At 55.8% G+C, this 13,273-nt stretch carries 17 protein-coding genes; 1 reads left to right on the top strand and 16 read right to left on the bottom strand.

The features are described from left to right. The 11 genes from JDW22_RS13470 to JDW22_RS13420 form a co-directional block, all read right to left on the bottom strand. Positions 1-1,734 (bottom strand): phage tail tape measure protein (locus tag JDW22_RS13470; RefSeq protein ID WP_200523467.1); only part of this gene is annotated, 1,734 nt, incomplete at its 3' end. A gap of 99 nt (positions 1,735-1,833) precedes the next feature. Next, positions 1,834-1,992: a hypothetical protein gene (locus JDW22_RS13465; RefSeq protein WP_003797407.1), complete on the bottom strand. Its 159-nt coding sequence runs from the start codon at positions 1,990-1,992 to the stop codon at positions 1,834-1,836. A 53-nt stretch (positions 1,993-2,045) separates the two neighbouring features. Then, positions 2,046-2,411 carry a hypothetical protein gene (locus JDW22_RS13460; protein WP_200523466.1) on the bottom strand — a complete coding sequence of 122 codons (366 nt, stop codon included), beginning with the start codon at positions 2,409-2,411 and terminating at the stop codon, positions 2,046-2,048. A 9-nt stretch (positions 2,412-2,420) separates the two neighbouring features. Continuing rightward, a complete protein-coding gene (locus JDW22_RS13455) occupies positions 2,421-2,798 on the bottom strand; it encodes a phage tail protein (RefSeq protein WP_200523465.1) in 378 nt (125 codons plus the stop codon). An 88-nt stretch (positions 2,799-2,886) separates the two neighbouring features. Further along, entirely contained in the window at positions 2,887-4,299 is a 1,413-nt protein-coding gene (locus JDW22_RS13450) for a phage tail sheath subtilisin-like domain-containing protein (protein ID WP_200523464.1), read from the bottom strand. Positions 4,300-4,301: 2 nt separating this feature from the next. Further along, complete coding sequence (locus JDW22_RS13445) at positions 4,302-4,550, bottom strand: DUF2635 domain-containing protein (RefSeq protein ID WP_200523463.1); 249 nt, start codon at positions 4,548-4,550, stop codon at positions 4,302-4,304. 23 nt (positions 4,551-4,573) lie between these two features. Continuing rightward, on the bottom strand, positions 4,574-5,221 hold the full coding sequence (locus JDW22_RS13440; RefSeq protein ID WP_200523468.1) for a phage protein Gp37: 648 nt from the start codon (positions 5,219-5,221) through the stop codon (positions 4,574-4,576). Further along, entirely contained in the window at positions 5,221-5,658 is a 438-nt protein-coding gene (locus JDW22_RS13435; protein WP_200523462.1) for a gp436 family protein, read from the bottom strand. The genes JDW22_RS13440 and JDW22_RS13435 overlap by 1 nt, the downstream gene beginning before the upstream one ends. Beyond that, positions 5,648-6,085, bottom strand: coding sequence for a hypothetical protein (locus tag JDW22_RS13430; protein WP_200523469.1), 438 nt, complete (start codon positions 6,083-6,085; stop codon positions 5,648-5,650). Before JDW22_RS13430 ends, JDW22_RS13435 begins: the two co-directional genes overlap by 11 nt. A 71-nt stretch (positions 6,086-6,156) precedes the next feature. Then, complete coding sequence (locus tag JDW22_RS13425) at positions 6,157-7,068, bottom strand: Mu-like prophage major head subunit gpT family protein (protein WP_200523461.1); 912 nt, start codon at positions 7,066-7,068, stop codon at positions 6,157-6,159. A gap of 69 nt (positions 7,069-7,137) precedes the next feature. Further along, positions 7,138-8,238: a phage protease gene (locus tag JDW22_RS13420; RefSeq protein WP_200523460.1), complete on the bottom strand. Its 1,101-nt coding sequence runs from the start codon at positions 8,236-8,238 to the stop codon at positions 7,138-7,140. 28 nt (positions 8,239-8,266) lie between these two features. Here JDW22_RS13420 and JDW22_RS14060 point away from each other — a divergent pair, with 28 nt between their 5' ends. Then, complete coding sequence (locus JDW22_RS14060) at positions 8,267-8,392, top strand: hypothetical protein (RefSeq protein WP_268884252.1); 126 nt, start codon at positions 8,267-8,269, stop codon at positions 8,390-8,392. Positions 8,393-8,495: 103 nt separating this feature from the next. Here the strand turns inward: JDW22_RS14060 and JDW22_RS13415 are convergent, their stop codons facing one another. The 5 genes from JDW22_RS13415 to JDW22_RS13395 all read right to left on the bottom strand — a co-directional run bounded on the left by JDW22_RS13415 (position 8,496) and on the right by JDW22_RS13395 (position 13,267). Further along, positions 8,496-9,278: a hypothetical protein gene (locus JDW22_RS13415; protein ID WP_200523459.1), complete on the bottom strand. Its 783-nt coding sequence runs from the start codon at positions 9,276-9,278 to the stop codon at positions 8,496-8,498. Continuing rightward, on the bottom strand, positions 9,278-9,556 hold the full coding sequence (locus JDW22_RS13410) for a hypothetical protein (protein ID WP_200523458.1): 279 nt from the start codon (positions 9,554-9,556) through the stop codon (positions 9,278-9,280). Before JDW22_RS13410 ends, JDW22_RS13415 begins: the two co-directional genes overlap by 1 nt. Before the next feature lie 6 nt (positions 9,557-9,562). After that, entirely contained in the window at positions 9,563-9,982 is a 420-nt protein-coding gene (locus JDW22_RS13405) for a phage virion morphogenesis protein (RefSeq protein ID WP_200523457.1), read from the bottom strand. Between the two features lie 282 nt (positions 9,983-10,264). Then, positions 10,265-11,620, bottom strand: coding sequence for a phage head morphogenesis protein (locus JDW22_RS13400; protein ID WP_200523456.1), 1,356 nt, complete (start codon positions 11,618-11,620; stop codon positions 10,265-10,267). A 51-nt stretch (positions 11,621-11,671) separates the two neighbouring features. Then, positions 11,672-13,267: a DUF935 domain-containing protein gene (locus tag JDW22_RS13395; RefSeq protein WP_200523455.1), complete on the bottom strand. Its 1,596-nt coding sequence runs from the start codon at positions 13,265-13,267 to the stop codon at positions 11,672-11,674. Positions 13,268-13,273: the final 6 nt, after the last annotated feature.

The raw sequence follows: 13,273 nt of genomic DNA, 5'->3' as shown, positions 1-13,273 counted from the left end.
GCCCTTGCCCGCATTGCCCAGCCAACTGCCCGCGCCGCGCACCACGCCGCCGATTGCCTGCCCTGCGCGTGTTGCTGCCACCGAAGCCTGCGCCCCACGCGCGGCAAACCAACCACCCACGCTTGCCGCCGCCCCGCGTAGCCAGCCGCCCATGCGTCCCATCGCCCCACCTGCGCCGCCGCCACGCCCCAGCATTGCCATTGCCCCTTGCGCCAATGCCGCCGCGCTCGCTGCCGCTGCCAATGCCTTTAACGCCTCGGTGGCAACAGGAAACTGCGCCGTCAATTGCGCCAGCTTGGTTTCGCCCTCGGCAACCGTGGCGAAAAACTGCGAACTTTGCAGGCTCAATTCCTTTTCCGCCTGCGCCTTTTCCTGTTTTGCCGCCTCGCCCAACGCCATAAACTGGTTTTTGCCGCCGATCACATCGGTTTTATTGCCCATCAAGCCGTCAAAATACTGGCGCATCTGCTCGGCATCCATCATCGCATTCAAGCCCGCCCGCGCCTGCATATCAGGCATCAGTTTGCTCACCATAAACGCCTGCATGGTCGCCATTTGCTGCTGCGCCAGCTCGTCGCCCTTATCCGCCCGCGCTTTGACAGCCTGAAAGCCCTTGTCCTTGCTCAACAGCGTTTGGGCAAAATCCGCCAACACCTGCACCGCGTTTTTGCCCTGCTTTTGCCCTTCCAACACCATCTTTTGCCAATCCGCCTTGCTGCCCGACGTTTTCAGCAACTTGTCCATGCGTTTGGTGGTGTCGGCGGATAAGGCTTTTTGCAACACGTTTTTAACATTGTTCGCCGCCTCGTCAGGGCTGCCCGCCTTGTTGGATGCGGATTGCAGGGCGGAGAGCAGATACGCCAAGCCCGCTTCGCCGCCAAAACCCGCCGCCTTGGCATCGGGCAGCAGCGCGGGCAAATCGCGCACCATGTTGGCAATCTCAAACGTGCCCTGCATGCCCGATTGCGCCGCCATTTGCGATGCCTTCGCCACATCCAGCCCGTTATCAGCAAAGGTTTTCGCCAGCTTGGCGGCGGCTGCGCCATCGTATTGCCCGTTTTCGCCTGCCGCGCGTGCCATCGCGTGCGTTGCCGCTGCGTTTTTTTGCACATCCGCCCAGCTCATGCCGTTAGCCAGCATCCCCGATAGCGTATCCAATGCCAAATCGCTGCTGCCACCGTTTTGCTGCACCAATGCCAGCGCAAGGGCTTTGGTTTGCGCCATGCCCTGCGCTTGCAGCCAAGCCGTATCCGCGCCGCGCGTTTCGCCATGCGCCGCCCAAGTAACCTCGCGCAGGCGCATATCCAAAGCCTTATAGCGCTCCACTTCGGGGCGCACCGCCGCATAAGCTGCCGCGCTGCCCGCCGCCACCGTTGCCGCACCGCGCCCGATTGCCCCCATTCGGCTGCGCCAGCCGCCCGCGCCCTGCCGCAGCTCATCATTCAGTTCGCGGATGCGGTTGCGCGTAGCCGTTGCCGCGCGGGCTAAATCGTTGTGTGATGCCCGTCCGCTGCGGGCAAGGCGGTTATAGGCGGCTTGGGTTTGGGCGATTTCACGGCGAATCTCGCGCTCGGCGCGCACGCCTGCGATTTCATAAGGGCGATTGGCGCGATTGCGGGCAGCTTGCGCCCTGTTAAGCCGCGCCAATTCCTCTTGTGTTTGTTGCAATAAGCGTCTTGCCCCGCCATCGCGCGCCGATAGGGTCAACGACAAATTCATATTGCCATTTGCCATAAAAAATAGCCTTTAAACTTAAATTAACTCATGGTTAATTATCGTTTAAAGGCTAGATAGGGATAGATGGTAAAGGCTTCGCCCCGTGCGCCCAAAGGTTTACGCGCTAGGTTTCGGCAGCCGCCGCGACACAATCACTTCGCCGCCTGTGGGGCTGTGAATGCCCATGCTGGCGAGCAAATCTTGCAGCCATGCCGTTAGCTCGGCGTGGCACATGGCGCGCACGTCCGCCGCGCCCAGCCCCGCGCGTGCCAGCATAATCACCGCTTGGCGGTATTGCTGATGGGCGGTTTGGCTGCTACGCGGGCTGTTCAGGCTGCCGCTGCGGGGGGCGCGGGGGCTTCCGTAGCGGCGGTGGATTTTGAGCGCAAGGCTTCCATTTCGTCCACCAGTTGGCTGTAATCCGCGCCGCTCAAATGGTTGAGCAGATAATCGGCGGTGATGATGTCTTGCGGGATGCCGTCCACCGATAATTGCTGCGCCCAATAAATCAGCGTCTCTTGCACCGCGCGGCGCGATTGCTGCGCTTCGCTGGCGTGTTCAGGCAGCGCGGGCAGGCTGTCTATGGCATCCATGGCGTTCAGTTCGCCACCTATAGTCAGCGGCTTTAAGGCAGCCTGAAAATGGGTTTTGCCCTCGTATTCCAAGCCGTATTGCAGGGTAAAACTGTGCTTCATGGGTTATCCTTATTCTACAATTTTATGCAGCGCAATCAATTCAATATCAATGCGCGCTTCGTTGTCTGCTTCGTATTGCTCGCTGATTTCGGTGCTGAAACAATCCAAATACGACACGCGCTTGTCTTCTTGGTTGATGGGGTAAATGGTGATTTTGGCGCGGGTGATGTTGCCCCAATCAATCTCTGTGCCGTCAATCGGAATGGCGGCGGTCGCGCTCAATTTATGCTCGGTAACGCCGTCGGCATAGCCCATCACGCGCCCTTGGCGGTTCATGGTTTTCACCGGCTTGCGCCCTGTGGTGGTTTGCGGTTTCAGGCTGATGATTTCCACATCGCGCCCGTTCACTTCCATAATAATCGCGCCGGCATAGGTGGCATCGCTCATGGTGTTGTCCTTGTATTGGGTGTTGATGATGGGGCGCGTTGGTCTTGCCGCGCCCTGTTTGGGTATATCAAGCGGTTTTCAGGCTGCCTTATAGGATTAAATCAATCCGCCCTGCAAACACATGCAAGCCATTAACCACATCGGCAGGAATCACCGCATTCACGCGGTTGGCATCTTGCAAGCTGCGGCTCACCACCAATTTGCCCTTATTCGCTTCGGCGTTTTCAATAATCTCGGCTTGTTCCAGCTTTAACAGCACATCCAAAATCTCGCTTTTCACCTTGGGCAGCAAGCGGTCGCTCAATTTGTCGCGCGGAAAGCGCAAAGCAATGCGCTCTTTAATCGCGCGGCGCGTGTAATCCAGCGTGCGGATGGTGGTGATGTCCAGCAGCGCAGGGTCGTCCACATTCGCTGCCGATTTGGTGTAGGTGGATACCGCCCGCATAATCTGCACCTTGCCCGCCACCACCGTCAGCGGCGTTAAGCCGTTATACAGCGCGTTGTTGCATTCGTTAAACAGCGGCCATTGCGCATCGGGCGTGATGTTCAGCCCTTTGATTTCCAGCGTGTTCAATGGGCGGGCGGGGTCTTCCTCAAACGCCAGCACCGCCGCATAGCCCGCGGCGATGATGCCGCACGCCTCGGCTGCGCCCTTATACCAAGCGCAGGTGATGCGCCCGTCGTTTAGCTGGGCGGTCAGGCTTGCGCCCTGCGGCATCGTGCCGCGCTGGGCAATCACGCCGATGCAGCCGCGCTGCTCAATGGCGTTGGATACTTGGGTGATGTGTTGGCTCAACGCTTTGGCATTGGCTGCATCGCTAAACGGCGACACGATAATGTGGTAATGCTTGCCTGCCACCTTATCCAGCGCGGCGGCGATGTCGGCGTTTTGTGCGCCGTTGCTCATGGCGGTGATGCTGCCAGTAAAGCCGCTTGCACCCATATCGCAGGCAAGGCTAATTTCGTTGCCGATTGCGCCCTTGCTGCGCGCGGTCAATTTCAGACTGCCTTGCTCGGCAGTTGCCGATACAGGCAGGGCAGCAGCATTCACCGCCGCCGCCAGTTTTTCCACCGCCTCCGCCGCGCTTTGGTTGGCAGACACCGCAACCGCAACCGCCACGCCGCCGATAGTGATGCTGATGCTGGCGGCAGTTTGCGCCGTGCCGTCTATTTTTAGGCTGCCTGCGGCGGCTACGCCCGCGCTGTGGTCGGGCAAGCCGATCACGGTCAAATCCAAATAAGCGTTGTTTTTAAACGCTTGGCGCACCATCAATTGCGCCCACGAGCCACGCCCAAACAAATCACCCGCCTGCGCATCGCTAAACAATTGCACAGGGGTTAAAGGCTCGTGCGTGCCGCTTGCCAACATCGGCGCCAGCAGCAGCACCGATTGCGGGTTTTGCGGCAAACCTTGCACTGCATTGCGCGTGTTAAATTCAATATACTGCCCAGGCACGCGGATGCTGCCGGGGATGGTGTCAAAGCTAATGTGTTCTGCCATGGTTATTTGCCTTTCTTCGCGTTTTGGCTTTCGCCCAAACCTGCAAGCCCGTTTTCATGCTGCTGATTGGACTGCTCGGCAGTGCTCGGCGCATCGTTGCTCAAAATCAGCAAATCGCCATCGGCAATGGCGCGGCGGTAATACACATCATCGCCATCCACTTCCACAGGCGTTTGCTCAATATATTCATGCGGGTTATGCGCCAGCGGCACACGCAAGCCCACTTCTGCTACTACCATGATTTTATTCATGCGGTTTCCTTCAAGGTAAACGGTCAGTCTTGCCAAAATTGCGCCGTCAGCGGGATTTTGGCGTTTTCGGCTTGGGGGTCAAAAATCAAGCCATCCAAATATTCAAACGGCGGATAAGGCGCGCTCGTCTCGCCCTGATAGCGGGTAAACACATAATCAGGATGCGTGCTGTCGCTTTGCGGCTCGGGGAAACGGTCGTTTTCCAAAGCGCAGCGGTTCAAGCGCAGGGTATATTCCAGCGCATATACGCTCACCGCCGCCTGCTGCACCAGCGTGTGGTTGGCAATGGCGCGGATGGCTTTGGGGGTCAGCCCTCTGCTATCGGCAGCAGGCAGCCCCAGCCGTTGCCCATCCAGCAGGCGGCGCACCGCATCAATCAAATCATTGCTGCCAATCTCTTGCATCACCACGCCGCCTTGCCGCTGCGCCACTTCATTGCGCAAGCTGCGCGTGGCGCACATCACGGCAAAGGTGGCGGTGTCTTGATAACGGCTGCCGCCGCTGATGGTTTCCACCCTGCTGCCGCCATAAGTAACCCACACCGCAGGCAGGGTTTTGATTTGCGCAGCAAGGTCGTCCGCCTCGCCGTTGTAGCTTTTCACTGTGCGCACCATGCGCCCCAAGCCGCGTTGCAGCCGCAGGCAAATGGCTTGCTCAATTTGGGTGGTTATCATGTGGTATCTCGTGCAAAGATTCGGTTTTTGTTGTTGGCAAACACCACGCCGCTATCCGATGTCGCCACTTGTGCCCCTGCGCTATCCAGCCCCAGTTGCACATCGCCACGCGCTAAGGCTTTAAGCAGCTCCAACACGTCAATTTTGTAGCGGTTGCGGATTTCGTCGGTAATCAACACGCCCGATGTGGCGGTTAAACGATAGCGGGCGATGTCGCACGCCAAGCGGCGCAAAATCGGCGGCGTTTCGGTAAACGGCTGTTTAAACCGCCCCAAATACGCATCAATTTCCGCGCTGGCATCAGCAAGGGCAACCGCCACCACATCCGCATCAATCTCGCCGTCGGCATTGCGGTCGGCAATCTGCAACACTTCCAATTCGCCAAAGCGCGCCACCATGTCGCCCATATCGGCGTAAACAGCGTTATGCGCCATATTCATCCGCCGATTTAATGCGCAAGCGCGGCTCGTTCACAATGCGCTGCCAAGCCTCTTCGCCCACTTCGGCGCGGTAAACGGTTTGCCATGCGCCATTAAACAACACGCCGCCGCGCCAGAATTCCACGCCGTCCGCGCTGCACGCCAAAATGGCTTGGCGTGGGTCGGCATCGGGGTTTTCGGGCTGCGTTGCGGTTGCTTGGGCGGCTGCTTGTTGCGCCGCCAATAGCGCAGCTTGCGCCGCATCGCGCTCGGTTGTTAAGGCAGCGTTTGCTTCGCGCAGCGCGGTGATTTCTGCCTGCAAGGCGGCGTTTTCCGCTTGCAAGGCAGCCTGTGCTTCCTGCTCAGGGGTAGTTGCGCTTTGCTCAACCTTATCCGCTTCGTTTTCAGGCTGCGTTGGGGTTTGGGGTGTGTTTTTTGCCATAGCTTTTTCCTTATGGTTTAGGGGCGCGGCGGCTGCCGCTTCCCCGCTCGGTTTTCAGGCTGCCTGCGCCATCACGCCAAATGCACGCTCACATGCAGCTTTAAACGCCCTTTAAACGTGTTGGTGGTGCCGTTGATTTTGTCGGCTTCCAACAATTCGCGCGCAGCGTCTTCCAATTGCGGCGGCACAACCAGCAGGCTGGGCTTCACGTTCAGCACATAACCGCCGTCTGCCTTAATCGTCATCATCTGCGCGATGATTTTTGCCAAATTGGCGCGGTTAAGCGCGGTTTTTTCCGCCATGTGCGCCAGTTGCCACAAGCCAAAGCCCGCATTGCAACGGCGGCGGCTGCCGTATAAATACACATCCTCCATAAACACCTTGTCGGATTTGGATGGGTCAAACTTAGTTTCAAACTCGGGCGCGGTGCGCTCTTGGAAAATCAAAGGCTTCAAGGTTTTGGTGTCATCCACCACATACCAAGTCGGCGCATCGTTGTCTGTGCCCGTGGTGATGTTGCTGGTGGGGGTGTTTGCCCCTGTGCCATCGTTGTTGGCAAACACAGGGTGGTCGGCATCAAAAAAGTTCTGCCCGTCGTAGCACAGCGTGGTTTTGCCCTTGGGCAACAACCCCCACACCAAATCATCAGCCAGCGTGGCAGCCGATTCGCCCATCGCTTGCATCATCGGGCGATACATGCCCACTTGGTCGTCTTCAATATCGGTACGCTCCACGCCCACCGTGGCTTCAAACTTCTTGTTTTCCAAGCTCATCGCCTGCTTCGCCATCTTGCCGATTTGGCGGCTGCCCACCCATTCGCGCATTTTGGGAAACTTGCCCAGCCACGCATAAGTGTTGGTGGCGGTGCTGCTGGGGATGGTCATGGCAATGGCAGAAAAACTGGGCTCTACGCTTGCCAAGCCGTTTTGAAATTCTTTGCGAAACTGCGCGGTTAGCGCGGTTAAAATCGCGGCTTTATCCATGTGGATTTCCTTGTGTTAAAGGGTTAAAAATCTTGCGGCGGCATCGCGCCCGCTCCATGTTTTGTTTTTTCAGGCTGCCTTATCGCCGTTTAGCGTTTGGGCAAAATCGGCTTCGCTCATGCCCAGCATCTTGGCGGCGGCTTTTTGCTCCGCCGTTAAAGCGGCCACTTTATGCGCGTCGCCTGCGCCCGCTGCCTGCGTTTGCGTGTTGCCCGCCAGCGCGGCAATCGGCTGCGCCTGCTCAATAAAGCCGCTCAAAAACGCCAAGCCGTTCGGCTGCTTCAACACACCCTCTGCCCATTCTTTTTGCGCAGGCAGCAATTTGCCCGCCGCCAGCGCAGCAGTAATCAACTCCGCACCCTTATCGGCATCGCGCTGGGCGGTGAGCGCGGCAATTTGCTGTTGCAGCTCCTGCACCACGCTCACCGGTGCGTATTGGGTTAAATCAGGAGTGTTGGCAGGCGCGTTTTTTGCCTGCGCCACTTGCGCCGATAACGCCGCAATCTTTTCATCCTTGGCGGCGATGTCTTGAAACATCTGCGCGCTCAGGGCGACGGTTTGGGGTTTGGCTGCCAAAAGCGCGGTTAAAGCGTCTTTCAATTGGTCTTCGTTTGCGTTTGGCAAGCCAAAAAGCTGTTGTAATAAAGCATTCATGGGGTTTTGCGTCTCCATTGGGGGTAAAAATTGCGCGCTGGCGGCGGCGAGCACCTCGTCCATGCCGTCCAAAGCGGGATAATTGGTTAAAGCCGCGTGCAAAAGTTTGCGCACATAGCCTTGCGTGTCATAAGCAAACACCGCCGATATATAGCGGTATTCGCGGTTGGCAATCAGGCGTTGGGCGTTGTCGGTCCAATCCACCTCGGCAAACAAACCGCGTGGGGTAAACTCCAGCCACGTCATCCATCCCGCCGCTGGCGCAGGCTGCCCATTGGTTTCCTTGTGCAAGGTTTGGTGTTCATAATCCACCACCAACTGCGTGCGCGCTTGATTGGCTAATGCCGCCACATCGTGCCCGTTCTCCTCGGTTAAAAACCAAGCGGGCGCATCGGTCGGTCGTCCGTCAATCGCGCGAAACTCGCCATAAGGCAAAAGCTGAATGCGCTTGCCCATTTGCCCCAACACCTCAAAGCTGCAAGCGGCTAACGCCAAATGCTGATTTTTGCGTTTCATGGGTTGTCCTTTATGGGATGGCGGCATTATGAGCGCAGCAAAACAAGACAAAGAGTGGCACGGCTGCGCCCCCGTTTTGCCTGATTGCGCCGCGCAAAAAAGGCAGCCTGAAAGCTATTTTTCAGGCTGCCTTGGGATAACGGCGCAGCAATAGTGTTTAAAAGGCGTTTAAAACGCGCGCAGATTGCGATAAAGGGGCAAGGATGGGGATAGATAGCCCAAGCGCAAAAAAACGCGGCAAACGCGCGTTTTGGGGGTTATTCGGTTTTTTCTGCATATTCCCCTTTTTTATACCGCTCAAAATCATTAAATACTTCTATTTTGAAAAACGACACGCTTTCAATCTCGCTTATGCGGATGGCGGTGCGAAAATCATCCAGCTCCAAAATCTCTTGTTTACTTAAATCATCATCATCAAACAAGCCATATTTTTGGTAAACCGAGTGATAGTTGCAGTCAAAGAAAATATCAAGCGAATCCTTATCACGATAGCCGCTCAGAAAGGGAACAATCAACATATAATCTGATTCTGGATTGGAAAACTGCTCTTGCGACACCACCCCTACATAAACCTTGCGCGATTTAAGCGAAATACGAATAGGCACTTGCGTGTGCAAAGATTGCCAAACAATCCGCAGCATTCCATCGTAATGTTTGATTTTCTGACGCCAATCTTCTTCGTTACGTTTCTTGATTCCATTCTTACAATCTCCCAACGCAAGCAAAGCAATAACAACGTGATAAACCTGAATATCGTCAAACAACCTATATTTTGCCAAACGCACCATTGCGCCGCTTAAATCAGGCGTGAAATGCAAGCAGCCCGCTATGCCGTCAAATATCCATAGCACAGCGTATAACGGCACAGTCAAGATTAACCAAGCCATTGCGCCATTCAAAATTAAGCGCAGTCCGTGAAACCCTAAATAAACATAAGTTTCCCAGCCTGCGCTTCGTCTTAATTTAATCTGTTCTGATGGTATATGGGCAGCATAGTAATACCCCAACACCAAAACCAACAACACAACCAACAACGCCATTATTTGCGCTCCACTTTAAAATCCTCAAATTTACGCATTTCGCGCAACAAATCACGGCGCACTTCTTCATTATCATAATTAGTGCGCACTATGCCATTGCTTTCCACAATCACACGAGCATGGGTTGTATCTGCTTTTTGCGGCGCTCCAAACAATCTTCGGGTGGCGCGACGAGACAAATCAAATAGGTTCATATCTACCCCCTCTATATTTAACAAATAAAATAGAACGAATATTACACGAATAACTCTACCACACGCAACGAAATTTAAATACATTTGTCATCATAGCAAACTGGCAAAATAATCCTGCACATCATCCATCAAATCCTGCTTGTCCTCATTGGTTAATTGCAAAAACGGACGCGCAGGGATATAGACTTTGCGATTACGCCCCGCCCAGCCACCAAATTGATGAATCGCCGCATAAACCATATTCGTGCCCACCAGCGCGGTATCGTTATCCGACAGCTCATCTATGCTTTGCCGCAGCGCGCCTGTGTCGTTTAGCGGAATGCCGCTGCGATATTTCAACGCCAGCCATTCAGGGCGACCGCCCTGTTTGAAATTTTGCGCCACCGCATAGCGCATCGCGCCCGCCAGCCGCCGCATCAGCAAATAGCGGTTATCGCCGCTGATGCCGCGCGATAAGCGTTCTATCTGATTTTGCACCACAAAAAGGTTGTCTATTTGGATTTCAATCATCTTGTTCCATGGGTTTAAATGGGGTTAAAATGCCAACAGCAAGGGGTAGTTTCCAAATGGTAACGGTTACGGCGCAACAGCTTGCGTTAGTATTATGTGGGTTCGAGTCCCAACGCCCCTTGTGGTGTAAGCAGGAGTTTCCTATGCTCAACCGTAAGGTCAGAGCGAGCCGCGCGTTGCGCGGTTGCGGCAAAAGGTTAGCGTTGCTACGGCAGGGCTATGATGTGGGTTCAAGTCCCACCACTGCTTACTTCAAAGCCCGATTAATTCGGGCTTTTTCATTTAAAATTTCTTACCGCTAATATGGGTATAACTTCCCCATTGCATTCCCGACCTATCTATCTTTGTCCCTGTATCCAAAGCATTTAATATTAAATTTTCTCGTTGCCCATTGTTTGGATTTTTGCTGCGCTTAAACCCATCGTAATCCAATGTTAAAACTACTTTGTACAGTTTATTTTTATCATTTGGGTCGGAGTAAAAATACAACAGCGCACCTTTTTCATCATAGTAAACGGCTTCGGGCTCGCGCAAATGGTCGGCAATGTTTGCCCAAAAATCTTCGGGCAGCGTTTTACCTACGCCCGCTTTCACATCCCGCAGCGCATGGCGCAATAAACTATCGGATGAAGCGATAAGCGCGTTTTCAGGCTGCCTTAAATTAGCCGCCGCCATCGCATCCAGTATGGTCAAAGGCAACGCACCCACAAAAATAGGCTGATTGGTAGGGCGATTTTGGGTTCGCAACATTTGATAGGCTTGTGTCAAATAGTCTGACACCGCCTTTCTCAACCGCTCATCTTTCAACGCCTCCTCCACCGCCATGCTCGCCAGCCGCGGCGGCAAATCCACCGCCCGCTCCATCTGCAACTGCCCCAGCTGCGCCAAATGGCTTTTGCCCACATTGTGGTCAAAGCCCCTGTCGGGTGTGAAGCTCCTGCCATCATCCAGCGTGATGCGCGTGCGCGTGTGGCTTTGCCCCTTGCGGTTAGTGATGGTGATTTCGCTAAACTGCTCGGGCTGGCTGTGGGATACAGTCAACCCCGAGCGCGCCACATCGCGTGGTGCTAACGCCACTACATAGCAGCGGCAGCGAAAGCCGTTGGGTGGGTAAAAATAATCCCAAAAGGGGTCGTCAATCGGATACACCACATTATCCAACGCCCGATGCGCGGGGCGCGTGCGCGCATCGTTAATGGCGCTGTATTGCAAATAGGGTCGGGCATCTTTGTTCTCTTGCAGCTTTTGCCAAAGGCTTGCCATGCGTGCGTTGGTCATTTGGGTTTGAAAAATGGTTTGCAAACGATGGCGCGTTAAGCCCGTGCCCACCACTTCGCCTATGCCTTGTTGCACCATATCGCCCGCTTTGTCCAAAGCCAGCCCGCGCTCGCGCAGCATCGTCAGCATATTTTTGCGCCATGTGGCAAAGGGTGTGCCCTCCGCCGCGCTTTGGCGCAAGCTGTTCAACAAATCGCCCACAATTTCTTGTTGTTGGATGCCCGCAATGCTGCGCGCCTTGGCAGCTGCTTGGGCGATGGCTTCGCCAGCGTTGGCAGGCAAGGGCAGGTTTAAGCTGTCAAAATAGCGCAGCGCGCCTTCGGGTGGCAGGTTTAGGGCTAAGGATAAATTGGGTTGCATGGTATAGATTGACTCAAAAAAAGGGTTTCAGGCTGCCTACGGGACACAAGATTACGGCTGCGCGCGCCCCCACAAATCCGCCACAAACAACACCCGCGTTAAAGCCGCTTCCATGCGGCGCGTGTCTAGCGTGGGATAAGCAGCAAGCAGGCGGTTTTCCACATCTTCATAATCCTCGCCTTCGGCGATCGCTCGTCCCAATTCTTGCAACATCGGTTCAAGCTGCGCAGCAAACGCCGCATCGCGCAAATAATCTTCCACGCCGTTTTCAAACGCCACATCCCAAGCAGGGGCAACTTGCCCTTGCGCATTCAGGGCAACATGGCGGTAGTTCAATGCAGCAGGCGGTTTGTTGTTTTCAGGCTGCTTTGGCGCGTCTTTCGCGCCTTTTTTGTCATCTGATGCCCGCCCCAGCAGCATCTCGCCGTCCAGCGCATCGGGGATCGCCAGCTTGTCGCGCGCCCAGCGCTCGGGGATTTGCACGCCCACATCCACCAGCTTGGGCAGGGCTTCCGCCACCGTGGCCAAGTCCGCCGTCTCGCGGGTGTCAAACTCAAACACAGGCAGGCGCACGTCGGCGGCGTGGGCAAAATTAACCCGCACAAACGACTCAATCAGCTGGCGGTTGATGGTCTGCGCCAGCCGTTTGGCGTCCGACACGGTCAAATCGCGCCGCACCTCGTTGTGGATTTTGCCCAGCGCGTTGGTGCTGGCGCGCCCGTCCGCGCCGCTGGTCAGCGTCTGCCCCAAAATCAGGCGCGTGGCGGATTTTTCGCACCACTCCACCATCGTCATAAAGGGGTTGTTCGCCGCCGTCGTGCCGTTGGCCGCTTGGTGCAGCTCAATCATCATGCCCTCGGGCATAATCCCCGCCGCGTTGTGGCCGATTTCCGCCACCGCGCGCAGCAGCGTGCGTTTTTCTTTTTCTGTCGCGCCTGCGGGGTATTTTCCGATGCGGATGGGCAGGCCGTACAGCTCTAAAAACTCGGCAAAATCATGTACCGAGTAATGCTTAAACATATACAGCCACGCCAGCGTGCGGAATAAGCCGTTGCGCGCCGCCTGATGGCTGCGCATTTTGTGGCGGTGCACCACCCAGCCGTAGGACCACAGCGGCTCGCCCATCGGATTGTCGGGCGTTTTGAGCAGCAAATTGTCGTGCTTGTCCCACCGAAACCAGCTTTGCGGGGTGTGTTTAAACGACTGCGGCAGTTGCAGGCTGCCCGAAAACTGCCATGTGATTTCCAGCGCCGCGAAGCCGTGCCCCACCGCGTCCATCATATCCAGCAGCATATCGTCAAAATCCGCCAAGCCCTGCATATAGCCGCGCACTTCCGCCGCCAGCCGCGTTTCGGCATCGGTGGCCTGCGGCGGCTCGGCAATCTGCCAATCCAAGCCCAGCACCGACATCTTGCGTGTCTGCAGGGCGGATGCCACCGCCGAATCGCGCTCCTCAATATCCAAAAACAGCTCGTGCTGCGCGGTAATGTCGCCACTCTCCGCGTCCTCAAACAGCAGCCGCATCTTGGCGGGCGTAATCTGGTGGCTCGGGTGCTCGGCAATCACGCGCCCGTTGGCGGTAATGCGCGCATCATCCGTTTGCGTGCCTTGTGGGATTTTTGCGGTCTTTTTGTCTCGTTTTGCCATGGTTTA

This window comes from Kingella bonacorsii (assembly GCF_016623605.1).
Taxonomy (GTDB): Bacteria; Pseudomonadota; Gammaproteobacteria; order Burkholderiales; family Neisseriaceae; genus Kingella_B; species Kingella_B oralis.
The sequence above is the reverse complement of the archived record's forward strand: the minus strand, read 5'-3'. Positions and strand labels throughout refer to the sequence as shown.